At 62.1% G+C, this 23,748-nt stretch carries 24 protein-coding genes and 1 pseudogene; 5 read left to right on the top strand and 20 right to left on the bottom strand.

Annotated elements, in window-relative coordinates:
* Positions 1-112: 112 nt before the first annotated feature.
* The 5 genes from R0232_RS43170 to R0232_RS43150 are packed head-to-tail and all read right to left on the bottom strand — an operon-like array spanning position 113 to position 5,447.
* On the bottom strand, positions 113-2,023 hold the full coding sequence (locus R0232_RS43170) for an ABC transporter permease (protein WP_209547521.1): 1,911 nt from the start codon (positions 2,021-2,023) through the stop codon (positions 113-115).
* Complete coding sequence (locus R0232_RS43165) at positions 2,016-2,744, bottom strand: ABC transporter ATP-binding protein (RefSeq protein WP_203208063.1); 729 nt, start codon at positions 2,742-2,744, stop codon at positions 2,016-2,018. The genes R0232_RS43170 and R0232_RS43165 overlap by 8 nt, the downstream gene beginning before the upstream one ends.
* 2 nt (positions 2,745-2,746) lie before the next feature.
* A complete protein-coding gene (locus R0232_RS43160; RefSeq protein ID WP_209547520.1) occupies positions 2,747-3,505 on the bottom strand; it encodes an ABC transporter ATP-binding protein in 759 nt (252 codons plus the stop codon).
* Entirely contained in the window at positions 3,505-4,719 is a 1,215-nt protein-coding gene (locus R0232_RS43155) for an ABC transporter substrate-binding protein (protein WP_431513452.1), read from the bottom strand. The genes R0232_RS43160 and R0232_RS43155 overlap by 1 nt, the downstream gene beginning before the upstream one ends.
* 29 nt (positions 4,720-4,748) lie before the next feature.
* Positions 4,749-5,447 (bottom strand): DJ-1/PfpI family protein, encoded by a 699-nt coding sequence (locus R0232_RS43150; protein ID WP_203208066.1) that lies wholly within the window; start codon positions 5,445-5,447, stop codon positions 4,749-4,751.
* A gap of 87 nt (positions 5,448-5,534) precedes the next feature.
* Here R0232_RS43150 and R0232_RS43145 point away from each other — a divergent pair, with 87 nt between their 5' ends.
* Positions 5,535-6,590 carry a GlxA family transcriptional regulator gene (locus tag R0232_RS43145; RefSeq protein ID WP_203208067.1) on the top strand — a complete coding sequence of 352 codons (1,056 nt, stop codon included), beginning with the start codon at positions 5,535-5,537 and terminating at the stop codon, positions 6,588-6,590.
* Between the two features lie 87 nt (positions 6,591-6,677).
* Here R0232_RS43145 and R0232_RS43140 read toward each other — a convergent pair whose 3' ends face one another.
* The 8 genes and pseudogenes from R0232_RS43140 to R0232_RS43105 all read right to left on the bottom strand — a co-directional run bounded on the left by R0232_RS43140 (position 6,678) and on the right by R0232_RS43105 (position 15,126).
* Positions 6,678-7,055, bottom strand: coding sequence for a hypothetical protein (locus R0232_RS43140; RefSeq protein WP_431513451.1), 378 nt, complete (start codon positions 7,053-7,055; stop codon positions 6,678-6,680).
* A gap of 451 nt (positions 7,056-7,506) precedes the next feature.
* Positions 7,507-8,937: an aldehyde dehydrogenase family protein gene (locus R0232_RS43135; protein WP_431513450.1), complete on the bottom strand. Its 1,431-nt coding sequence runs from the start codon at positions 8,935-8,937 to the stop codon at positions 7,507-7,509.
* A gap of 61 nt (positions 8,938-8,998) precedes the next feature.
* On the bottom strand, positions 8,999-10,612 hold the full coding sequence (locus tag R0232_RS43130; protein WP_431513449.1) for a GMC family oxidoreductase: 1,614 nt from the start codon (positions 10,610-10,612) through the stop codon (positions 8,999-9,001).
* A pseudogene (locus R0232_RS43125) lies at positions 10,609-11,479 on the bottom strand (alpha/beta fold hydrolase). Before R0232_RS43125 ends, R0232_RS43130 begins: the two are co-directional and overlap by 4 nt.
* Positions 11,480-11,581: 102 nt before the next feature.
* Complete coding sequence (locus tag R0232_RS43120; RefSeq protein WP_431513448.1) at positions 11,582-12,547, bottom strand: Bug family tripartite tricarboxylate transporter substrate binding protein; 966 nt, start codon at positions 12,545-12,547, stop codon at positions 11,582-11,584.
* 19 nt (positions 12,548-12,566) lie between these two features.
* Complete coding sequence (locus tag R0232_RS43115) at positions 12,567-13,337, bottom strand: transporter substrate-binding domain-containing protein (RefSeq protein WP_431513447.1); 771 nt, start codon at positions 13,335-13,337, stop codon at positions 12,567-12,569.
* Positions 13,334-14,098, bottom strand: coding sequence for an alpha/beta fold hydrolase (locus R0232_RS43110; RefSeq protein WP_431513446.1), 765 nt, complete (start codon positions 14,096-14,098; stop codon positions 13,334-13,336). Before R0232_RS43110 ends, R0232_RS43115 begins: the two co-directional genes overlap by 4 nt.
* The gene (locus R0232_RS43105; RefSeq protein ID WP_431513445.1) at positions 14,095-15,126 is read right to left on the bottom strand and encodes a dipeptidase; all 1,032 of its coding nucleotides are present in this window, start codon (positions 15,124-15,126) and stop codon (positions 14,095-14,097) included. The genes R0232_RS43110 and R0232_RS43105 overlap by 4 nt, the downstream gene beginning before the upstream one ends.
* A gap of 118 nt (positions 15,127-15,244) precedes the next feature.
* On the opposite strand from R0232_RS43105, the gene R0232_RS43100 reads away from it, so the two are divergent.
* Positions 15,245-16,186: a LysR family transcriptional regulator gene (locus R0232_RS43100; RefSeq protein ID WP_431513444.1), complete on the top strand. Its 942-nt coding sequence runs from the start codon at positions 15,245-15,247 to the stop codon at positions 16,184-16,186.
* A gap of 243 nt (positions 16,187-16,429) precedes the next feature.
* Here R0232_RS43100 and R0232_RS43095 read toward each other — a convergent pair whose 3' ends face one another.
* The gene (locus R0232_RS43095; RefSeq protein WP_431514665.1) at positions 16,430-16,900 is read right to left on the bottom strand and encodes an FCD domain-containing protein; all 471 of its coding nucleotides are present in this window, start codon (positions 16,898-16,900) and stop codon (positions 16,430-16,432) included.
* Between R0232_RS43095 and R0232_RS43090 the strand changes: the two genes are divergently transcribed.
* Entirely contained in the window at positions 16,790-17,092 is a 303-nt protein-coding gene (locus R0232_RS43090; RefSeq protein WP_431514678.1) for a hypothetical protein, read from the top strand. The two genes, R0232_RS43095 and R0232_RS43090, sit on opposite strands and share 111 nt — an antisense overlap.
* Positions 17,093-17,317: 225 nt before the next feature.
* On the top strand, positions 17,318-17,794 hold the full coding sequence (locus R0232_RS43085; protein WP_431513443.1) for a hypothetical protein: 477 nt from the start codon (positions 17,318-17,320) through the stop codon (positions 17,792-17,794).
* A 276-nt stretch (positions 17,795-18,070) separates the two neighbouring features.
* Here R0232_RS43085 and R0232_RS43080 read toward each other — a convergent pair whose 3' ends face one another.
* A complete protein-coding gene (locus R0232_RS43080; protein WP_431513442.1) occupies positions 18,071-19,150 on the bottom strand; it encodes a polysaccharide deacetylase family protein in 1,080 nt (359 codons plus the stop codon).
* Between the two features lie 23 nt (positions 19,151-19,173).
* Entirely contained in the window at positions 19,174-19,947 is a 774-nt protein-coding gene (locus R0232_RS43075) for an SDR family oxidoreductase (RefSeq protein WP_431513441.1), read from the bottom strand.
* Between the two features lie 221 nt (positions 19,948-20,168).
* Here R0232_RS43075 and R0232_RS43070 point away from each other — a divergent pair, with 221 nt between their 5' ends.
* Positions 20,169-21,050: a LysR family transcriptional regulator gene (locus tag R0232_RS43070; protein WP_431513440.1), complete on the top strand. Its 882-nt coding sequence runs from the start codon at positions 20,169-20,171 to the stop codon at positions 21,048-21,050.
* Positions 21,051-21,666: 616 nt separating this feature from the next.
* On the opposite strand, the gene R0232_RS43065 is transcribed toward R0232_RS43070, so the two are convergent.
* The 4 genes from R0232_RS43065 to R0232_RS43050 all read right to left on the bottom strand — a co-directional run bounded on the left by R0232_RS43065 (position 21,667) and on the right by R0232_RS43050 (position 23,641).
* On the bottom strand, positions 21,667-22,107 hold the full coding sequence (locus R0232_RS43065) for a hypothetical protein (RefSeq protein ID WP_431513439.1): 441 nt from the start codon (positions 22,105-22,107) through the stop codon (positions 21,667-21,669).
* Between the two features lie 124 nt (positions 22,108-22,231).
* A complete protein-coding gene (locus tag R0232_RS43060; RefSeq protein WP_431513438.1) occupies positions 22,232-22,750 on the bottom strand; it encodes a hypothetical protein in 519 nt (172 codons plus the stop codon).
* Between the two features lie 130 nt (positions 22,751-22,880).
* Positions 22,881-23,243 (bottom strand): hypothetical protein, encoded by a 363-nt coding sequence (locus R0232_RS43055; RefSeq protein ID WP_431513437.1) that lies wholly within the window; start codon positions 23,241-23,243, stop codon positions 22,881-22,883.
* Between the two features lie 98 nt (positions 23,244-23,341).
* Entirely contained in the window at positions 23,342-23,641 is a 300-nt protein-coding gene (locus tag R0232_RS43050) for a hypothetical protein (RefSeq protein ID WP_431513436.1), read from the bottom strand.
* Between the last annotated feature and the right edge of the window lie 107 nt (positions 23,642-23,748).

The following is a 23,748-nucleotide window of genomic DNA, read 5'->3' as shown; positions in this document are numbered from 1 at the left end:
ATGGAGCCTGCACTCAGGCGTTGGTGAGAAGTCGTTGCGGTATGCCCACTGTGCACGTGAAACCCCTACCGCGCTCTACATGGCCAGACATGGTGGCCGTTGTTGTTGGTGTTTATCGGATCGTCGGTTCCGCCGCAGGCGTCAGCACCTGACGTGCAGACGGCTGCGAAGGCCGACGCCACGATCCCGCCAGGCTGCCCACGATACCGCCGCGGAAAGCCAGCACCACCACGCAGAACACCAGGCCCTGCGCAACGGTCACCCAATCCTGTAGCTCAGACATATAGGTCTGCATACTGATGAGCGCAAGCGCGCCAACGATGGGGCCAACGATGGTCCCGAGGCCACCTACGAGAGTCATCAACAGCAATTCGCCCGACATATGCCAGCCCACGTCGGTCAACGTGGCGATCTGTACCGCAATGGCCTTAGTGGCGCCGGCCAAACCGGTGATGGCAGCGGAGAACACAAATACCGAGAGCTTGATGCGGTTGGCGTTGTAGCCCAGCGAGACAGCGCGCGGTTCGCTGTCGCGCACGGCGGCCACGATGCGGCCGTAAGGTGAATGCACCAGTCGCGCGACCATGAGCAAGGCCGCACCGCATACCAGCAGCACGAAGAAATAGACCGACAGATCGCTCTTCAAGTCCCAGACGCCGAAAGCCATGCCGCGCGGGATATCTTGGATGCCATCTTCGCCATGCGTGAAAGGCGCCTGCAAGCAAAAAAAGTAGACCATTTGCGCCAGGGCCAGCGTCGACATCGCGAAGTAAATGCCCTGCAGACGAATGGCAAGCAGCCCCACCACGGCCCCCAGAGCCGTGGCCACCAGTGTGGCCCCTAGGATGGCCAGTTCTGGCGTAACGCCCCAGACCTTGGCCAGGTATCCGGCCACGTAAGCCGCGAAGCCGAAGAACATGGCGTGGCCGAACGACAGCACGCCCATGTAACCCAGCAGCAGGTTGACTGCACTGGCGGCCACCGCGAAGCACAGCACCTTGACCAGAAACACTGGGTACAGCACGAACGGCACCGTGGCCAGCGCCGCCAGCGCCAATGCCAGGAACGCCCAGCGGAACGGGGCTCTCCATTGAGGCATCCGGCGCGGCTTGCTGTCGAGCGCGGTGCTGGCGTGCTGCGCGATAGCGCCCTTGCCGAACAGACCCGCCGGCTTGATGAGCAGCACCGCCGCCATGATGATGAAAACCACGGTGTCCGAAAGCGGTGGGTAGTAGTAGCGCACCAAGCCCTCTGTCAGGCCCAGCAAGTAACCAGTGACAATGGCACCCTTGATCGAGCCCATGCCGCCGATTACTACCACTGCAAAGATAACTACGATGAGGTTGGAGCCCATGGTCGGGCTGACGTTGTAGATAGGCGCGGCAAACACGCCGGCCAGCCCCGCCAAGCCCACGCCGAACCCGTAAACCAGCGTGACCATGCGCGGCACGTTGATGCCGAAGCTGCGCACAAGATCGGGCCGCTCAATGGCGGCGCGCAGGTAAGCCCCGAGCCGGGTCTTCTCGATGAGATACCAGGTGGCCAGACAGATCAACAGCGAAGCAAACAGCGCCCAGAGCCGGTAGTAGGGCAGGTAGCCCAGACCTGTGCGCAAGCCACCCGGCATGGGGTTGGCGTAAGGCAGCCCGGCGGACCCGAAAGCCTTGCGATACAGACCCTCCACGATGAGCGTGATGCCAAAGGTCAGCAGCAGCCCATAGACATGGTCCAGGTGGTAGAGCCGGCGCACGAACAAGCGCTCCAACACGACACCCGAAAGGCCCACGATCAAAGGCGCAAGCAATAGCGCCCACCCGTACGGAATACCTGCCCACTGCAGCAGCATCCAGGCCGTGAACGCGCCCATCATGTACTGCGCGCCATGCGCAAAGTTCACCACGTTGAGCAAGCCGAAGATGATGGCAAGGCCCAGGCTCATCATGGCATAGAAGGAGCCGTTGATCAGGCCCAGCAACAGCTGACCGAACAGCGCGGGAGAAAGCAGTCCCAACGATTCAAGCATGTCCCATCCCCAAATAAGCCTCGACGCGGCCAGTGTCGCGCTGCATGTCTTCACGCGTCAGCATGTCGACCACGCGGCCGGTTTCCATGACGTAGTGCCGGTCGGCCAGTTCTGCGGCGAAGCGCAGGTTCTGCTCCACCAGCAAGATGGTGAAGCCGCGGCGCTTGAGTTCCAGCACGGTGCGCGCTATGAGTTTGACGATTACGGGTGCCAAGCCCTCGCTAGGTTCATCCAAAAGAAGGGTCTTCGCCCCGGTCCGCAGAATGCGGCCTATAGCCAGCATTTGCTGCTCGCCGCCCGAGAGCTTGGTGCCCTGACTGGCGCTGCGCTCGCGAAGGTTGGGGAAAAGCGCGTACACCTCGTCCAGCGAGAGCCCGCCATCGCGCAGCACGGGCGGCAGCAGGAGGTTTTCGCGCACGCTCAGCTGCGAAAAGATGCCGCGCTCCTCGGGGCAGTAAGCCATGCCGAGTTTGGCGATCTGCTCGGGAGGGCAACGCACGATGGGCTGGCCTTCGAAAGTGATGCTGCCTGTCTTCTCGGCGATGAAACCCATCAGGCACTTGAGCGTGGTCGATTTGCCTGCGCCGTTGCGGCCCAACAGCGTCACGACCTCGCCGCGCAGTAAATGGAACTGCACGTCGTCGAGCACTTGGTTGCCCGCGTAGCCTGCGCTGAGCTTGCGCACGTCGAGGAGGGCCTGTGTGTCGTGGATGTCGTGCATATTCAGTGTCCGATGTAGGCCTCGAGCACGCGCGGGTCGGCAGCCACCTCCGCATAGCTTCCCTCTGCCAGCACCTCTCCGCGACATAACACGGTGACGGTATCGGACAGCCGCTCGACCACCTTGAGGTTGTGCTCCACCATCACGATGGTCCGCGCGCCGGCTTGCGCGGCGATGAGGTCAGTGACGCGCGCCACGTCTTCCGTGCCCAGGCCGGCCATCGGTTCGTCCAACAGCGCGAGCTCCGGCTCCAGCGCGAAGGTCGTCGCCAGCTCAAGCGCGCGCTTGCGGCCGTACGGCAGTTCGCCCGCGAGGGTATCGGCCCAATCGCTGAGGCCGAACTGGTGCAGCAGCCCATGGACTTTGTCGTCCAAGGCGCTCAGGCATGAGGTAGAGCGCCAGAACACCTTTTGCAAGCCCGATAGCCGCTGCAGCGGCACGCAGACGTTCTGCGCCACCGTGAGATGCGGAAACACCGCGGAAATCTGGAACGAGCGCACCACGCCGAGGCGCGCCAACATCGCGGGCGGCATTCGCGTGACGTCCGCGCCGCGGTAGACGATGCTGCCCGCATCTGGCTCCAGGAAGCGTGTGAGCAGATTGAACAGCGTACTCTTGCCAGCGCCGTTGGGGCCGATCACGGAATGCACAGTGTTGTGCTTCACGGTAAGGTCCACGTTCTTGACAGCCGTGAAGCCCGAAAAGCTACGCGTGAGGCCGCGCGCAACGAGAACGGTCGATCCACCGATGGCGGACTGCATCACTTCGCCTTGGCGGCCACGACCAGCGGGCAGTCGCTCTGGGCCAGAGGGATGTAGGCCTCGCTCGCAGGAATGACGGCGGAGATCTTGTAGTAGTCCCATGCGGCTTTGGATTCAGTCTTGGACTTCACCGTGACCAGGAGGAAGTCGTGCGCCAATTTGCCATCGTCACGCAATGTGGCGTTTTTCGCGTACATGTCGTTCACCGGCGTCTTGCGCATCTGCGCGGCCACCGCATCGGTCGCATCGGTCTTGATGGCGAGCACGGACTTGAGGTAGTGCGTAGTGGCGGAGTACATGCCAGCTTGCGACTCGGTGGGCATGGCCTTGTGCCGCTCGAAGAATCGGCGCGCGAACGCGCGCGTGTCGTCGTTGCGATCCCAGTACCAAGCGGAGGTGCCGGACAGGCCCTGCATCACATCGATACCGGCCGCGTGAACATCGGTGATCGACAGCAACAGCGAGACGGGGCGCTGCTTGCCGTCCTGCATGCCGAACTCCTTCCATTGCTTCATCGAGTTCACCAACTGCGCGCCGGCATTGGCAAAGGCGACGACCTTCGCACTGGATGCCTGGGCCTGCAGTAGAAAGGAGCTGTAGTCCGAGGTGCCCATGGGATGGAAGACCTCGCCCACGACCTTACCGCCGCTGGCGTTAACGAAATTCTTGGCTTCCTGCACCATGTTCTTGCCGAATGCGAAATCGGCCGCCACGAAGTACCAGCTGTCGTGCCCGGCCTTGGTCAGGGTGCGGGCGGGACCGGAAACCAGCGCGTAGGAGTCGTGCACCCATGAGAAGCCTGTCTTGGCACACTGCTTGCCGGTCAGTTCGGTCGTGCCAACGATGCCGTACAGCGCAATCTTGTTCTTTTCCTTGATGACGGACTGTACGCCCAGCGCCACTGCAGAATTGGCGATGTCGAGCACGGCATCCACCTTGTCCACGTCAAACCAGCGCTTGACGATGGTCAGCCCTACGTCGGGCTTGTTTTGGTGGTCGGCGACCAGCACTTCGACCTTCGTGTCGCCAAGCTGTGCCTTCATGTCCTCCACGGCCATGCGCACCGCAAGCGCGGAACCCGGGCCAGTCAGCGCGGCGTAGGGACCGGACTGGTCGTTGATGACCCCCAAGCGGACGACGCCGTCCGAGATCTGTGCAAAGGATGGCAGCGCTGTGAGCAATGCGGCCGCGAGGGTGCAGGTACGGAGTGTCATGGGGCTTCCTTCGAGATGTGGGTTCGAGATCAGGGAATAGTGGCGAGCCGGCGCGCGGCCTGTGCAATCTGCGGTTCAGCCACGTCCCGCAGCCATGCCGCCGGCACCGCACGCGCCCGTGCGACGCGATCGGCCCCGGCCTTTTCCGGTGAGCCGCTGTCCAGCGGTGGCTGAGGGTCGTACTCGAGGCCCAACTGAATCATTCGCGCTGCTTCTTCCCCGGCCAGTTCGGTGGCCAAGGTAAAAGCGAAATCGATGCCAGAGGTCACCCCGGCGCCTGAAAGGCGGTTACGGTCACGCACCACGCGCGCAGCCACAGGCTCGGCGCCGAACTGCGTCAGGTAATGCCGCCACATCCAGTGGCAGGTTGACCGGTAACCCTGCAGCAGCCCCGCCGCGCCCAGCAGCAGTGAGCCGTTGCAGACAGATGTGACGTAGCGCGCGCTGGCGCCCTGCTGGCGCAGGAAGGCCAGCGTCTCTGCATCATTGATCTGCCCGACAACGCCCATACCACCAGGCACGCACAGCACGTCCAGGGGCGGGCAATCCGCAAAGCTGGTGGTCGGGTTGAGGCTGAAGCCCACGTCTGTCTTCAGGGGTTCGAGCGTCTTCCACGCCAGGTGGACCCGGGCACCCGGCACGCGGCTGAGCACCTGCGCAGGGCCGGTGAGGTCGAGCTGCGTGACATCGGGGAAGACCAGAAATCCAATTTGCAGAGGGTTTGTCATGAATCTGTTGTAGGCGTCGTGTTGATGGCGAATTGTTGGAGCCGTCAGCTTTGGCGTAAATGACAAACGCAGGCTAATATCCGCCAAATGTCTGACCCGCTGAACGTTGCGATCCTGACCTTTCCGGGCTGCCAAGTGCTGGACGTGACGGGTCCGGCGATGGTGTTCGAGGCGGGCAACGACGCGCTGGGCAAGGCCCACTACAAGGTGCACATCCTTTCGGCCGACGGCGGAACCGTGCAGACCAGCAGCGCCGTGGCCATGGTGACCCGGCCGGTCCAGGAGCTGCCCGCCAGTGAGGTCGACACCTTGCTGATCGCCGGCGGCGATGATTCGGGCCTGCAGCAGTTAGTGGCCATCGATGCCGTGCGCAGATGGGCCGTCAAGGCAAGCAGGAGCGCGCGCCGCTACGGTTCCATCTGCACCGGCACTTTCGCGCTGGCACATTTCGGCCTGCTAGAGGGAAAGCGCGTGGCCACCCATTGGTCGGCCTGTGGCAACCTTGCCGAGCGCTGCCCTGGGGTATCCGTTGACACCAACGCGCTGTTCGTCAACGATGGGCGCCTGTGGACCTCCGCTGGCGTTACCACGGGCATCGACATGAGCCTGGAAATGGTGGCCGCAGACCTGGGCAATGCCGTCGCCCACGTGATCGCCAAGCGCTTGGTGCTTTATGCGCGCCGGCCCGGCTACCAATCGCAGTTCAGTCCGGTGCTGACAGCGCAGTCGCATGCCGATGCACCCTTCGCAGCTCTGATCGACTGGATGCGCGAGAACCTCACGCAGCAGCTCGACGTGCCGCGCCTGGCCGAGAGAGTGGCGATGTCCGAGCGGACCTTTTTACGCCGCTTCACCAAAAGTACGGGCGAGACGCCCGCGCATTTCGTCGAGACGCTGCGGCTGGACCAGACACGCAACCTGCTCGCGGCCGGCATGTCACTGAAAGAGATCGCGGCGCGCACAGGCTACCTCACGGGCGCACAGCTGTCCAAAGCCTTCGAGCGGCGCTTCGGCATGACACCGCTGCTGTTCCGCGAACTGCATTGCCGCACGCAAGCGGCGTCGCGGCCGGATGGCAAAAGTACGAACTACGCGCAGGATCCCGCGGCACAAGGAGTGCTGGCAAGCCAGCGTGTTGTTTGAAGGTGTCCACCAGCAGTGCCGTTCTGAGTTGGGTAGGCGGAGGGCCCCTGATGCTTCGTCGAGGGAGGCTGGTGACCAGGAGCTTGCTTAAGAAGGCTGCTCGCTAGCCTGAAAAGCTTGTCCAAAGTCGCAAGATTCGCGGGCTGTTTCAACGAGCATGTGGATGACGGTAGCGTGGCAATCAGCCTTGCGAGCCGCCGCGAACCCTGCATCAGGCACAGGTGGCAAGACCTGCAGACCCTCCAGCATCCGTAGATCGAGCATTGACTGCAGGCAGGCTTGCGGAAGATACGCGACGCCGAGGCCAGAGACCGTACTTCCAACAACGGGTGTCAGGCTGTTGCTCACGATGCGGTTGGTGGAGCTGATGCTTGCATCGCGAAACCACTCTTCGTAGAGCGATCCGGTGGCAGAACGTCCGCCCGGATTAAGGACGCGCTGGACTGAAATGTCATGCACACCCATCAGCGTATCTTCGCTGCGTCAGCGCGATACCCCGATTGAAATCCACCCAAGTTGTCGGGTAGCGTAGGAGGCTTGGGACGACGGACTTGTTGTCGGTAGGAGCGGTTTCTTAAGCGTTTTGCCTCCGGCCTCAAACGCGGCGATTTCGGCGTTCACCTATGCATCCAACAACGCTTTCGGGTGCGAGTTTTGACTGCCCGCTGCCAGCATGGACATTGTGCGCAGCAGGTGGTTGAATGTTTGGGAGCAGTCCTTTGGTCTTCGCCTCCGGCGACCATGATCGTCCCGTCATACAAGTTCGGGAGACACAAGGGGAAGACACGAGAAACAGCAGTGCATCAGGCTAGATCTCCCCCGGCAAGGCCGCAATCTCATTGGCAGGCAACTCGACGTCATGATCAGCGGGCTTTCGCATTGACATCACGCGCTATGTCACTCGCCAGCCTCCTCGTCACACGGTCAACTGACCAAGTACCGCCTTCACCTCCAAAAAGGTCTCTAAGCCGAACACTCCCCATTCACGCCCGTTTCCGGACTGCTTGTATCCGCCGAAGGGCGCCCTGGGGTTCGTCGGCGACCCGTTCAAGAAAATGCGCCCGGCTTTAAGCCGCGTTGCTACCCGCGCGGCAGAGCGTAGATCCGCCGAGAAAACATAGCCCGCCAAACCGTAGGTCGTTCCATTGGCAATGCAGATCGCGTCATCTTCGTCGCGATAGCTCATTATGGAGAGAACCGGTCCGAAAATTTCCTGCTGTGCGATGCGCATGCGAGGCGTGACATCGCTGAAGACAGTAGGCCGCACGAAGTAACCGCGTTCAATACCCTGCGGCCGACCAAGTCCACCGCACACGAGCGTCGCGCCGTCATCGATACCGGCTTGGATCATTGTCTGGACGCGTTCGTACTGAGCTGCGTTCGCTACCGGTCCCAAGCGCGTCTTGGGGTCGAATGGGTCACCCACCGTCACGTTCATGGCCGTTTCACGCGCGATCCCAACCGCGTCGGCCATTCTGCTCTCATGCACGAGCATACGCGTCGGAGCGATACAGCTTTGACCTGAATTGATGAAGGATCGGTGGACGCCATCTGCAACGGCCGCCGCAAGATCCGCATCTGGCAAGATGATGTTGGCCGACTTGCCACCAAGCTCCAGATGCACGGCTTTGACGGTCTCAGCGGCCGCACGCGTAATCGCCACTCCTGCCGGTTTTGAACCCGTGAAAGAGATCAGGTCAATGCGCGGATGCGCGGAAATTGCCGCGCCGACGCCGGGCCCGTCGCCAAGCACCAGATTGAACACGCCCCTCGGCACACCTGCCGCATGCAGAATTTCGGCCAGCAACACGGCTGTGTTCGGAGCGAACTCGCTCGGTTTGAGCACGATGCAGCAGCCAGCGGCAAGGGCTGGCGCGACCTTGGACGTGATGAGCTGGCCAGGCCAGTTCCAGGCCGTGATAAGCCCGCACACGCCGAAGGCTTCGCGACGGATGACGTTACCGTCGAGATGGAACTCAAAGGGGTAGGTCTCAAGCAGTCGACGTGCTTCGATGAAATGGTCCAGCGACATGCTTGTCTGGTAGCCACTGGCAAACCAGGTGGGCGTTCCAAGGTCGCGCGTTACCGCCCGGCCTACATCTTCCTGTCTGGCGCGAAACGCCGTGATGATGCGATCGAACAGGGCCAAGCGCTCTTCGCGCGAAGTGTTCTGAAAGGACTCAAACGCTGCCGTGGCAGCATCGACCGCACGATCCACATCCTGGGCCGACCCGAGAGCTACTCGGCCCTTAAGCTTTTCCGTCGCCGGATCCAAAAGGTCCATCACGCGCGGGACCGCCGGCGCGACCCATTCACCATCAATATAGAACTTGAGGCAGTGTTCCATTGCATTTCTTTCAAACAGGGGATATGTGTTTCTTGGTACGCAGCCGCTCGCGCGGTGCGCTTCAGCCGGACAGGATGTCAGCTGCGGCCTTCTCAGCCATCATGATCACGGGTCCGTTGATAGGCCCACGCGTAATCTCTGGCATGCCCGATGCGTCGATCACGCGCAGTCCGTCGATGCCGCGCACGCGCATTCGTGCGTCCAGCACTGCGCCTTCATCGCCCTCGCTTCCCATGCGACAGGTGCCCACGGGGTGGTGCAAAGTCGAGACGGTCGATCGGAGATAGGCCTCCATTGAGTCGGCTGAGATCACGCTCGGACCTGGTGCGAGTTCTCTCGCGATGTGACGCTGCAGTGCAGGTTGCGATCCCAGTGCGCGAATCATTTCGAGCAAAACCCGGGAGCTCCGCAGATCCGGCGCGGCGCTGAGCAGACGCTGCTCGATCATGGGCGCCTGCGTTGGATCGGCGCTGCGCAGCCGTACGCGGCCGCGGCTTTCGGGCTTCACGAGCATGCCTTTCACAGTGAAGGCATTTACGTAAGGTCGCACGAACGGGTTTAGGTAGGGCTTCGCAGTCAACGGTGCCGTCCCCAGTAGCAGTTGTGCATCGGGGTGCTCCAGTTCGGGGCGGCTGCGCACCAGCCCGATCGCCCCAAGAGGCATGGTGCTTGCGATGCCGTTGCCAAAGAAGTAGGCCTGCAACACGGCGCGGGCGGCGCGGTCGATACGCAGCGCGCGCCGCAACGGGCTCTCATCGCGTCGCTCCCATCGCACCTCGAGCGCCAGATGATCGTGAAGGTTCTGGCCCACACCCGAGAGAGCGGCGTGGACGGGGATGCTATGCCGTGCCAACTCGTCGGCCGGGCCGACGCCGGACAGCATGAGCAGTTGAGGCGAATTGAAAACACCCGCACTGAGGATCACTTCCTTGCGCGCCCGCAGCAATTGACGCTTTCCCCGAACAATGCACTCGACGCCCACCGCACGTCCTCTTTCGATGACGACTCGCATCGCAAGCGCGCGGGTCCTCAGACGCAAATTGGGTCGGCCCAGCGCCGGTCTCAAATAGGCCGCTGCAGTGCTCCAGCGCCGCCCTTGATAGATGGTGGCTTGGATGGCCCCAAATCCCACGGCGTCGCTGCCGTTGTAGTCATCCGTACGACCGAACCCGGCTTCACGCACGGCCTCGAGGAAGGATGGAACGAGCGGATCGGTAGGCTGTAGCTCCGTAAGGTGCAAGGGACCGTGGTTGCCCCGCCCGCCATGTCCGGCCTTCGGCCAGCTTTCGGATTTCTGGAAGTACGGCAGCACGCCATTGAAGTCCCAGCCTTCCAGCCCCCATCGCTCCCGCCACCCGTCGTAGTCCTGCGCGATGCCACGCGCATAGACCATGCCGTTGACCGATGAGCTGCCGCCGATCACTCGGCCTCGCGCACACTCGATGCGTCGTCCGTTCAAAGCCTGTTCGGGCTCGGTCCAGTAGTCCCAATCGAATAGACGGTGTCGAAACACCAGGCCCCATGCGAGCGGGATGGAAATCAGTGGGTTTCTGTCCGATCCTCCGGCTTCGACGACCAGCACCGACGCGTGCCCATCTTCGGCCAGGCGGGCAGCCACCGTGCAGCCGGCCGAGCCGGAGCCGACGACAATGTAGTCGTACTCTTCGAGTTTCATGGGCAGGTGTGCTCGCGCTCGGTCAGGCTGCCGAAGGGGGGTCGGGGCGATGCTTGCACATCACGGCCAACAGCAAAGTCGGCCTTTTCGATGAACCGGAGCAATGCATCGTTGAACAATGCAGGGGTCTCCAGCGGCGGGAAGTGACCCGCGCCTGGGATCACGGTCAGGGCCGAGCCTGAAATGCGCGACGAGATCAGCTGGCCCGCTGCCAGCGGTGCATTCGCGTCTTCGGCCCCCACGATGACGTGGGTCGGCCGGTCGATGACAGTGATCGCGTTCTCCAAATCCAGACCAGCGATGATTTCCCAGATGGAGGCGTAGAACTCAGGGTCCTGCCGCTGCAAGGTCTGGGTTGTGCGGTCCATCACGTCGGGTCGTGCCTGGCGAAAAGCCGTTGGAAACCATCGTTCGTTCGAAAGACGCGCGATGGTGCTCATGCCGTCCTCGCGTGCGACGCGTGCCCGCTCCAGCAGCAATTGGCGAACCGGGCCCGCGAAGGTACACAGGGTCGCGACGAGGGTCAGCCAGCGCAGGAGGTCGGGACGTCGCACCGCGAAGGTCTGGGCGATCATGCCCCCCGAACGAAATCCCGACCAGATGGACCGGACCGACGCCGAGATGGACAACCAGACGCTCGACCACATCGGCGAGGACCTCAAACGACAACGGACGGTCGAGATTGGCGGACAGACCATGACCAGGCAGGTCCATGGCGATAAGGTCGTAGTCGGCACCAAGGGCGGCGAATTGATCACTCCACCACGTCAGATCCAGGGACACGCCGTGGAGCAGCAAAACCGGGGAGCCGCCACCGCCGATGCGTACGTAATTGATGTCGCAGAGATCGTTCTTCAGCAAGGGCATTCAGGGCTTTCGGGTCTTGGCTGCCAACGTTGGTTCTGGCGTGCGGCGGCGCGTATCGGACCACCGCGAAGGATCGACGTCTCTAACGTCGACGTGCCAGCGTCAATCGAGCGAGATGTCGAGTTCCTTGACCAGCGAAGACCAAAGCGCAGTCTCCTTTTCGATGGTCTTGAGCATCGGGGCCGGCCCTGTGTTGACTGGCTCTATGCTGAGGCTGCGAAACCTGTCCTTGACTTCGGGCATTGCCATGACCTTGCCGAGCGCTTCCAGGTATCTTTGCCGGATCGCTGTCGGTGTCTTGGCGGGAAGCCAGATCCCTAAGGCGCCGAGCACGTCGTAGCCAGGCGCCACCTCGGACATCGAAGGTACGTTCGGCCATTCGGGGGAGCGTTGCCGGGGGGTGACGCCCAGCGCCTTGAGCTTGCCAGCCTTGACGACCTCTAGCGCCTGCCCTCCGTACGGCTCGAGCATCAGTTGGACCTGTGCGGACATCACATCTGTCGTGGGCGTGGACTTGTAGGGGATGTGCTCCATCTGCAAGCCTGCCTGTTTGGCGAACAGCTCCATCGAAAGATGCGTGCCGGATCCGATCCCATAGGATGCGTAGCGCACACCCTTGGGATGGGCACGCACGTAGTCGACGAACTCCTTGAGGTTGGCGGCCGGAAAATCGTTGTTCACCACGAGCAAGTAGCCCAGGTAGCCGATGAATGAGACCGGCTGCAGATCAGCATTGCTGTACGGCAGCTTCTTGTACATGAGCGGCGTCATCGTCAACAACGCACTGGGCGCATAGAGCATCGTGTAGCCATCCGCCGGGGCCTTCGCCACGACGGCCGCGCCGATCGTTCCGCCAGCGCCCAGGCGGTTGTCAACGATCACTGCCTGACCCAGCACGTCGCCCAGCTTTGCCGCAAGCACACGAGCAGTGATGTCCGGAGTGACGCCCGGCGGATACGGAACCACCAGCTTGATGGTCTGGGTAGGGAACGTCTGCGCGCTGGCGCTGGCGAGCTGCACGCTGCCCAACAGCGCGCATATCAATGCTCTAAGGATTGGCCGTTTCATGAATGTCTCCATTGATTTATTAGACTTGACCGATCGGCTCACCGTCGCGAGTCTTCGTGGACCCGTCCAATGCACGCAGTCCCTTGGCCCGGTGCCTTCGGACCCATTCCGCCACCATGCCTTTGCTCCTTGCGTCGTCGATGAACCCGGAAAGGAACGCGACCGACTCGAGGCTGGCGGCCGTGCATGCGACGGCTTGCTGTACCGTCATGAACGGGCCATCCAGCACATGGCACCCGGGCCAGGCCAGGAGATCTTCCTGCAGCTTCGGCACCAGACTGGCAAGCACATCAACCTCCGCAGATCTCAACCGCATGAAGGCTTCATCGAAGCTCGCGCAGCCGATAAAGTCGGCGTGAAGCAGGTTGCGCTCCAGCCAGATGCCATAGGCGCTGCCCTGAAAGGCCGCGACGCGATGCCCCGGTTGGTCGACATCCTCCATTCGCTGTATGGGCGAGCCGGGTGCGACCATGTACGCCGCCTCGATCTGTGCATAAGGCGGGCTGAACGCGATGCGGCCGCTGCGTGCCGGGTCTGACGCGATCAAGGCAATAGTCCATTCACCTCGCCCGAATGCGTCCACCACCATTGAAGGCGTTGGGTAGGGAGCGAAGTTCACGCGAACGCCCAACGCATTGGCGATCGCACGTGCGAGATCAGGCGCCACTCCTTGCCACTCCCCCGCGTTGTCCTGGCCTCTATTCAAGAGGCTGTTGCTGAGATTCAGCGCCGCAGTGATCGCTCCGCCAGGAGCCAGCGTCGCCGTGACTGCATCGAGTTCTTGCGTCATGCGTGCGTACCGCTCACATGTGCACGAGCGAAGCCCGCGACCAATTCGACATAGCGCTCTGGCTGGTCCGATTCGACGTGATGCGCTGCATCGTCGACCGTCTCAAGCCGCGCTGATTGCACCGAGCCTTCAATCCACTCCATGCCGGAACGTCGGACCAAACCATCATTGCCGCCATACACCACGAGAACCGGCAACTCGACCGCAGTCATTCTTTGCATCAGTTCCGCATCCTCGGTGACAGCACGCCCAACGCGCGCGGCCAGCGCGCGGTTGCGCGACAACAGCGCTTCCGATTTCGTTTCCTTCACGCATTTCTCCGGATGGGTGTACGTGCGGGCCAGAAGCTCGGCGGGCGTAGCGTTCGGCGCGGGCGCGAGCAGCGGCCCGAAGCCCAGGGGACATTGGAGGACAAGGTGCCGCACCAACTCCGGGTGTTCCACCGCCAGCCAACAAGCCACCCATCCTCCGAAAGAGTGGCCAGCCACCATCGCTGGTGCGCCCACCACCGTATCGATGAACTCCGCCATCCACCGCGCAAGATCCACGACGCCAATCTCGTTCGGTGGAAGTGGGGTGTCATCGAAGCCGGGAAACGTTGGCTGGAACACTTCGAAGCTCGCCTCGAGTGCCCTCACGGCGCGGGTCACCCGCACACCGCTCGACGGGTGAAGAAGGACTAACGGCTCGCCATGCCCCGCCTGGCGGTAGCGCACCGTGGTGTCACTCAACTGCGCAGATTGGAAGTCAACGCCGGTCATGGCAGTACAGCGTCGAACACGCGCTGCAGGTTGCCGCCAAGCAGCTTCGCCGTTGCGACTTCGTCAAAGCGCGCGCGCAAAGCGACGTCGAGGTTGCCGGGAGCTAGCACCTTGGGACCCAGCTGGTCCTCCATGCGATAGATCCGGTAATCGTTGCCCAGCTCGCGCTTGTTCTTTCCGGCGACCGAATCGTAGCCCGGCAGGTAAGGTTGGATGCGGTGCACATCTTTGCTGGAACGGTGCCAGTCGTCCTGTGCACAGACCGCCACGTGATCGATGCCAACGAGTTCCACCATGTACTCGATATGCGCGAGCAGGTTCTCGACGCTGCCGGCGATACGTGCATCGGGGCAGATCACGCCGCCCTTTCTGGCCGCCGCCTCAATCAGTTCGTTCGGCGCTGCGCGCAGCACGGCATTGTTCTTGATGCCCGCCCATTCGACTTTGGGTCCGCGCTTCATGAGCTCCCGCGACATGGAGTGCGAAAAGATGACCGGGTGATCCGACGCCGCAATGGCGTCCGCCGCCGTCCGGTCGCCGGCGTGGGAGAGGTCGATCACCACGCCGCGACGATCGAGGGTCCGCACCGCCAATGCGCCAATTGCACTCAATCCTGAATCGTTCGGCGATGAGAAGCCGCATCCGTAATAGCTGTTGTCGCGGAACGCGAGCGAACAGCAGCGCAGCCCCATGTCGATGAATGCTTCCAGGAAGTTCAGGCTGTCGCTCAAGGGCTTGGGGTTTTGTAAGCCTAGGAACACGCCAACCTCGCCGTTCCCACAGCGCTGTAAGTCCCCGCGGCACGTGACGATGAAAGCCTTGCCGTGCGACTCGACCACCCGCTTCACCGTCTGCAAGTGCTCCATCGACTCGAGCGTGTCGTCCCAAGTGTCGTTGCTGGTGCAACCCACTAGGCCCGCGCCCATGGCAACGGCTTCATCGAGGAAATCGGCAGAAAGGTCCTCGAACCAGGAGGCACCGACCGGATTGACGATCGTCGGCCTTGATTGCTCACGTACAGCTTGCATGTTGTTTCCGTGTCTCTGTCTTAAATGGCAGTGAAGCGTACGGCTAGCCCTAGTTTTCTGGTAGACAATACTTTTCTTGATCGATTAGTTTTTCCTTTCACTCACCTGCCGCTTAAGAATGAAACTGCAGCAGCTTTCTGCTCTCATTGCGCTCGTCGACGCGGGCAGCCTTCGCGGCGCAGCGCGGGAGCTGGGCGTCACTCAACCAGCACTCGGCGCTCGCATCGCCGAACTCGAGCGGGTGGTCGGTGCTTCGCTTGTGCAACGCAACGCGCGCGGCACCACATTGACGAACGTCGGGCACGCCTTGCTGGGTCATGCACGAATCATCTTCAATCAGATGGACAAGGCGCAGGCCGATATCGCTCAAATCACGAACAGTGGCGCACCGACGGTTGCATTGGGTGCCTCTCCCGTGGCCGCACGAGAGCTGATCGCCCCGCTATTCCACGCATTTCAATCGAAGGCCGCCGGTGCCCTTTTGAGGATCAAGGAAGGACAGTTCCACGATCTGGCCACCGAGCTGCGTGAAGGTGGCCTGGAAATGATCCTGGCGCCGATCCCTCCGGGCGCGAAGGACTCCAAGGCGTTCCGTTTCGAGCAGCTTGTGACCTATCCCATGCATGTAGTTGCGCGTGCTGGTCACCCGTTGGCGGATTGCCGCCGGCTGGCCGATCTCTTTGATGCCGCGTGGGTGGTTGGCGCCGCGACGAGCGCGCGCCGCTCCACGATCGAAGAGGTGTACGCGTCGCATGGATTGCCGCGTCCGACGATCGAGCTGCACAGCGACGCGATAACGGTGGTCCAAGCTTGCTTGCTCCAGACCGACCTTCTGGGCTTGCTACCTGCCCCGCTGTTTGCACCCTTGGGCGACGGCGTGGTCGCTCTGCCGATTGAGGACCCTATACGACCTCTTCAGTTCGGCGTGATCACACTGGCTGGCGTCCCGCTTTCACCAGCAGCGAAGCTTTTCACCGGTCTCGTTCGTCAGCGATCGGAGGAAATTGCTGCGAGATTGGCAAAAAAGAGACGCACGGCGACCGTCAGCTCGAACATCTAGTCTGAAGTGACGTACCAATGAGCGGAAGGCGTCGAAAGCTTTCATTTCGACAGCTAGTCATATCCCGGGAATGCACGCCCATGCTCGCCAGAGGTGCGTTGCCTGAAATCAACGTGCCCAGGCTCGCCGCGCGCGGCAGCTTAGAGGCTCATACGTAACAAGAAACAAACACCGGCTTGAAGACCTGTTGCGTAGCAGAAAAGGTCGATTTCGACACTAAGCGTCCGGTACTGGGACCTCTATCTACACACCCCGCTTGCCAGCCACCAGACGCATTCCGGGCATGAGCTCCGCCGCCAGTTCGGGTCTAGCCAGGGCGTAGTCCAGGTTCATTCGCGCGATTTCCACGTGTTCCTCTCCCAAGGCCTGCGCTCGAGAACCCTGTCCTCGCTCGATGGCTTGCACCATCGCATGGTGCGACAGATGGGCGATCCTCATCCATTGATGGCCCTCCTCCATCGAAGATTGCATGGGGAGCATCGCACTAGGAGATGCAAAGGGTTGACGGTCCAGCATCTCCATCACGCGCTGCAACGCGATGTTCGAGCAGCCTCGCATGATGACGGAGTGGAAGCGGTCGTTCATCTGCACGTAGGCGGCGTAGTGATCGAGCTCCATCACTGGCTTGTTGACGGCACGATCTCCTTCTTCGAGACACTCGTGGAGCTCGCGCAGAAGCTGCCGAGGCGCCCCGTCCTCCGCCTCGACAACCACGATGCCGTGGACCTCACGATCGCCATGGGCCTGTTGCCTGAGTACCTGCACCTGCTGACGCCTTCGGAGCCGGACACGGCCGCGTCTGAGGTGCAGCGAGAGCACACCGTGCACCCAGTGGGCCGACTCCACTTCTGCGAGAACGGCGATGCGATCGTCCTGAAGCGGGTGCACACAAACGCAGAATCATGAACAATCGGCGGAGTGGAAGACAAACAACATCCGCCAAGAATGACATCAAGTACTACTCGACGATTCTTCACTCGATTTGCCCTTCTAGCCTCAGTATTGCTTCTAGCTGGTTGCGCAACTTCGCACTCAGACTTGGTGGCTAAGGATGGCCCGCTGGTAAATGAGAGCACCGGCCTAGTAATTGCCTCTTTTGGTTCCGACTCTTCGGTACAAGGGGTGCCGGCCATGGACTTTGAAGCATTGCCAATCAATGGCGGGACACGACAGCAACGCCGATTCACAACCCTTGCCCATATGCAGGACTTCGGCGCTTGGCAGGTCGAAAAGGCAGTAAGGTCCTCCGAAACCGGCCAGCGGGTGCTGGTGGGCTATGCATTAAAGCCAGGCACCTACGAGGTGTCGCAGATCGGCGTTCTGTTTCGGGGAAAGTTTGGTATCTATCACGGTGGTGTGCGTTTGCCTTTCGTCTATCGCTTCGACGTGGTGGCCGGCGAGGTCCTCTACCTCGGAACATTTGAGGCGAGCGTGACCACTCGGCCAAATGCTGCATCAGCTCTAGGGATCGCGGCGCTGAGTGATTCAGTGCCTGTTGCAGCGCGCGTTCGCATCCTCAACGAGATTGAACAGGACAGAAAGATCTTGGTGCGGCTACGCCCCGAACTCGCTTCCACTACAGTGAATGCCGCTTCCCCGCTTAGATGAGCCGGGGGCGAAATTCGTTCTCTGAGGTCGTACTCGGGCTGTATCGCATCGGGACAAGTCAAAAGCAAGTCGCCCCGAAGGCCCCACAGGACGCGTCGAAGCTCGACTCCTGAGCGACTGCTTTCGAGTTTCGCATACGACGGCTTTGGGCCCGTATGCGACACTCGAGCCACCGATCGTAATGCCCGAAGCCGGACACTCGTGACAGTCAGCTGCTGCCGACTGAGGATACCGCTCAAGAACTCCGCAGTGTTGCGTTTGGAATTGGCGCGTGCATCAATCTGGCCCGGGCAGGCCCGAGATGGCGGCCGGGCCGCGCTGCACGATAGGCGTGTTCTCGCGATGCGCCAGCACCCAGCGGGCGATCTCGTCCTTGCGCGCGAACCACACGTCCGGCTTGGAACGCGCGTAGGTGAAGAACCGATCCAGCACTCGGATGCGGTTGGCGTGTCCGTTAATGCGGTCGTGGAATCCCACAAGCATCATGCGCCGCCCATTCGCGCCTTCTTCGTAGAGCTGGTCGAATTCGTCCTTTAACGCCTGCTCGTAAGCGATCGGGTTGTAGCCCTCGAACGGGTAGGCCGAGATGTCGTTCAGGTGGAACGTATACGGCACCGTCACGAAGTCCTTGCCGTTGACCGGAATGATGAACGGCTCATCACGGCTCGGCTCGTCGATGTGATACACGAAGCCGAGTTCCTGCAGCGTCTCGAGGATGTGCACCGAGTTGCGCAAGAAGAACGCGTTCCAGCCTACCGGCTGCTGGCCCGTGACCTTGTGGATGATCTCGGCCGATTCCGCGATGAAGCGCCTCTCGTCGCTGCGCGAAAGGTTGTACGAATTGCTCCAGGTGGGCCCGTGAGCGGCCGCCTCGTGGCCGCGGCGCACGATCTCCTGGGCCAAGTCGGGGGCGTTCTTTATGGCCTCGCCGATCATGAACGACGACACCTTGATGCGGTGCTTGTCGAACAGGTCCAGCGCGCGCGGGATGCCTTCATAGCGGCCATAGGCGAAGAAGGCGTTGGTTGGCAGGTCGGGCACGCCTTTGTCGATCGGAATCGGGATCGGCCCCGCGGCACCCGAGATGGGCTGGCCGCCGCCCTCGAACATCATCGAGACGCTCACCGCCAGGCGAGCACCGTTCGGCCAGAGGCCCTTACCGCCGCGGGAGGCGGCCGGTGTCGCGCCGTCGGGCGCGCGGCCCGTGGGCGTGCCGGCGGACTGCGCGTGCGCATCGCCCAACAGCGCGCCCGTGGCGATCGCGCCGGCCACGGCGCCGCCGGCCTGGGCCAGGAAGGAGCGGCGGCCCGTTCGCCACCCGTCGGCGCCGCGTAAGGAAAGATCGAATTCAGTCATGTCGTGCCTCTCGTCGGTGAGATTCAGGAAACGCTGGCGACCAAGTTCTCCCCGCCGGCCACCTCGAGCACGGTGCCGGTCACATACGGATTGGTCATGAGGAAGACTGCGGCATGGCCCACGTCCTCAGGCTTTCCCGCGCGCCGCGCGGGGAAGGTCTCTTCCACCTTCTTGCGCAGGCCGTCGCGATGTTCGGCCGGCAGGAAGGCCCACATGTCGGTGTCGATGAAGCCGGGGCGAATCGTGTTCACGCGGGTGGGTGCGAGCTCGATCGCGAGCGAGCCCGACAGCGCCTCCACCGCGGCGAACGCCGATGTGACGGCGGTGAAGCCGACCTTCGGCCGCACGGCCATGCCGCCGGTCAGGAATGTGATCGTGCCGCCGGCATTCAGGTGCGGCGAGCCATGGCGGGCGCAGGCCCAGCTGCCCAGGTACTTGCCCTCCATGTAGCTGCGCGCGCCGCTCATTTCCGCGTCCATGAACGCGCCCCAGGTGCCGAGATCGGGCGCGGCGGTGACGACCAGGTGGTCGAACACGCCGATGGCGTCGAACGCCGCTCGCACGCTCGACTCGTCGCGGATATCCAGGATCACCTGCTGGAAGCCGGCGAGATCCGGACGCTCCTGCGGCGACGAGAGGCGGCGGCTGGCGACGACTGCCGTCGCGCCCGCTGCCCGCGCGGCCTGCGCCACGCCGAAGCCGATGCCGGACTTGCCGCCGACGACGACGACCGTCTTACCTGCCAGGGAGGTGGATGCGGCGGGTGCCGCGGCTTGCGGGTGGGTTGTTGAAGTCATGTTGGATTCCTTGGTTCGCTGATCACGGGGTAAGCCGGCGCTGCGGCGTCGGCCTTTACGGTTGCAATGCCATCCAGAGGCATTGCAGTCATGCTAATTAGCTTCCAAGTCGGTGATAATCTGGCTCGTCGTGATTACACTTAGTCCGGTTCGGAATAAATCCGTCGCGCAGCGTCGGTCACGGCTGCCACCTCCCGGCCGCACGCAACAGAGCACACCCCATGGATCGATTCCAGGAGCTGACCGCCTTCGCGGCGGTTGTCGAGGCCGGCGGTTTCTCGGCCGCCGCCCGCCGCATCGGCGAATCCCAGTCGGCGGTCAGCAAGTCCGTCGGCGCGCTGGAGCGGCGGCTGGGCGCGCAGCTGCTCAACCGCACCACGCGCAGCGTGACCCCGACGGAGGCCGGGAGGCGGTACCACGAGCGCATCAAGCCGCTGCTGGACGAGATGTCGCAGGTGGACGGCGAGCTCATGAGCAGCATGGGGGAGCTTTCGGGACTGGTGCGGATCGCGGCGTCGACCACCTTCGGCCGCCTCCACGTGCTGCCCATCGTGCCGCGACTGCTGGCGCTGCATCCGAAGCTCCGCTTGGAGCTCAAGCTCACGGATGGCGTGCAGGACCTGCTGACCGAGGGCATCGACCTAGCCATCCGCATCAGCCCGCTGCGCAGCCCTGACGCCGTGGTCAAGCGCGTGGCCACCACGTCGCTGGTCTGTGTGGGGTCGCGCCACTACTTCGAGCGGCACGGGGTGCCGAGGACGCCCGAGGACCTCGTGCACCACAACTGCATCGTCTATAACGGCATCGACCAGTGGACGTTCAGCCGGCCCGAGGGGCCGTTCAGCGTGCGCGTAGGCGGAAACCTCGCCTCCAACACCGTCGACACGATCCTGTCGGCGGTGCAGGCCGGCGTGGGCATCGGGATGTTCTACCGGGCTTCGTTGACCGACGAGCTGCGCGCGGCGGGCGTCGTGACAGTGCTAGATCAGTTCATCGGCGAAACCCGAGATGTCAGCCTCATCTGGCCCAACCGAAAGTTCATTCCGGCACGCGTGCGCCAGGTGACCGACTACTTCGCGGCCGGCCTAGCGGAACGCGTCTGAAAAGCGCTCGACAGTCGACTTCCGGTCGTAAGCGCTACAGCCCAATGACTGGGTCAACCCACGGCGCGGCCGGAAGCTTGGCGACTCGATCGCTGTTCGACGTCAGTCACGCAGCGCGCGCGGGGTGGCCTCTAACGCGTCGAGCGCGATCGCCCGGCTCACCGCGTCCGTATGCCCGGGGGCCAGAGGATGTTCAACGTGGCCGGTGGCCGACAGCGGCGCAATCGATTGTCTCGAACGTCACGCCGTGGCTGGCCGGCGCCGCTTGGAACGCGTGCCACCGCACGGCGTCCCGTAGGCGCAGCACGAGATGGACGGCGCCGTCGCCGTCCTGCAAGATCAGGGCATCTTGGAAGTGCGCCAGACGCCGGCGGATCTCGGACGCTAGCGCCCGGCCGTGGTCGCGTGCGCGGCGATCAAGCACTCACACATGTGGCCTCCGAGCTCTAGAACCATTGATTTTGGATCGAGGCGCCAAATTTCACTGCCCTGAAGCGGCCGTTGCCGGGAGTCTGCTCCTGGCCGAATGCCGTCAACGTATCTGAGGCTCCATCGGTACAAAGCCGAAGTTCAATACCCCGCAAAGTCGTCGTCGGTCAGATGATCCGAGAGGCGTTCATAAGCTACCCCATAGATACAGCGACTTCTGTTCAGCAATCGCCTGTTTAGCGAGTCTTTGAAGATCCAGCACCACAGGTCGCAGTTCCGCCACATCCACTTGAAGCTCCTCGGTGTCGGCCCATCGGGGGAGTGCAGCATCAAGCGCCGAGTGTTCGACGTGAGCAAGAAGTTGGACTAGCCGATCTGGGAACCGGAAGAGCCAGGAGTCCCCTTCATCGCCGCCCTCGTCACTTTCCAACGCGTGCAGGTCAGCATCCCATTCCTTCCCTTCTAGGATTGCCCACAAAGTGCCTACTTCAAGGTCGGTGAAGCCTTTGTACTCAGCCGGGCGCAATTGCAATGCAATGGCCTTGCCCTGGTCATCTTCGCTCATCCGGTCCGCGTAGCGCGCGGCTTCTCCTTCATTCGCGACGAAGAAGTCGGAAAGTAATCCCATTGCATTCCTCCTATGTTTCTATGCTGCCACTGAGCTGCGTAACGCGGATTTAGATGACTAGACCGCTTCCGAGGGTGTCTGGCTCCGACGCCAAGTGACCGGTCCTGGCCGTATGCCGCCTCGTTCAGCGAATTTCGATGCGGCCATCTGCACAACGTACTACCTCAGCACGCCATTCGGGCTTGTCTATTCCATCGTTGCTCTGGATACCAAAGGTCTCGACTTCGCCAGTTTCCGAAAGTGGGTCGCAGGTCCACCAAGCCGACTCATAGGGCGTGTCGCCACGTTCGTGCTCGTATTCGATCGCGACCGGTTCGGAAACTGCGACGGCAATTTGTCGAAGCCATGTAAGGAAATCCAGATTCCACTTTCCGAGGTAGCCCTCCTTTTCGTCATCGCGGAGGTCGGCTTCGTGCAATACAGGACGAGCGTTCTCCGTACGCCAAAGTAGTTCATCAGAATCCGGTGGTTTATGTGTATGCCCGTAGACGTCTTCGAGCAACAAGGCGGACTTCGCGTCGATGAGCAGAAGTTGCTCACTCACCTTCGCAACGCTCAAGGCGTCGCGAAGCGATGCGCAAAGCAAGAGATACTGCGCGGTCTTTCCGCCGGCGGGAACCGAGAGCAGAACGTCAATTGGCATGAGGTAGATGCATGGGAGGAACGACCGCCTTGGAGCAAATTTGAGGGCCCGAATGACTGGTCTTGGCCGACTGTAGCCGGTCGCGCGGCCGCCGCAGTGGGGCCCGAAGCGGCGATTGGGCCGAGACCTGTCAGGCTGTCGCATCACGCCAGAGCAGTTGAAGATCTTCAGGCATACCTGAATACGGCGTTGTCATATCCAGATCGTTAAGAGCCGACGGCGGCTCGCCAGCCACGATGCTGCTATGCATTCGCAACAAATGCAGGAGGTTTTCCGCCGCCCACGCGTTATTCGGCATCGCGTCGCCACCGTATTTCGCTCGGATGATCACGCCAGCACGAGCGGCGGCAGTCCAAAACATCTGTCGATGTTCGTCCGACAGCCCGCGTATGTCGAACTCACAGAAGGGTGCAGTTCGGTCGGAGAGGTCCTCCAACCATGTGCGTAGCCTCTTGTGCTGTTCGGGAATTTCGCGAGCGATTAGGACCAGCATGCCGCAGTAGCCTAGATTGGAACGGTTCAGTGCCCGCCCATCTTCGAGATACATCAAGGATGACAAATTGCCCCTCCAAACTTCTGCTCTTGGCCGATTCAAGACTTGAAGATCATCGCTTCAAAGTCGTGAAGTCTTTGGGCCGCCCGAACTATCTCTCCGTTTCGATACAGGCCGAGCGCCTCGTCGAGCACGCTCTCCAAATCGTTGATGCGCGGCAAGTCGGGAGCGTCAGCCATGACCAACTTGACTCCGTGGCGCAGTTCAGCAAACGCCCGATCCAGCGTCATTTGCTGATCGGCCGTAAGGTAGTCCCTGACCGGAAAATTGTCCGGTGCGCAAAGCACGACATAGCCGATGAAGTTGTAGAGACCGTTGATGTCTCGAATCCAAGCCATCGATTTCCTTCAAGCCGTGAGTGTGAATGTCCGGTTCTGGCCGGATTCAGACTCACGCCGACAGGCCCCGACAGGCCCCGGCAGGCCCCGGCAGGCCCCGGCAGGCC

This window comes from Variovorax sp. DAIF25, assembly GCF_050711835.1.
In the GTDB taxonomy this organism is placed as follows: domain Bacteria; phylum Pseudomonadota; class Gammaproteobacteria; order Burkholderiales; family Burkholderiaceae_C; genus Variovorax.
This window is presented reverse-complemented; position numbering and strand designations above follow the sequence as displayed.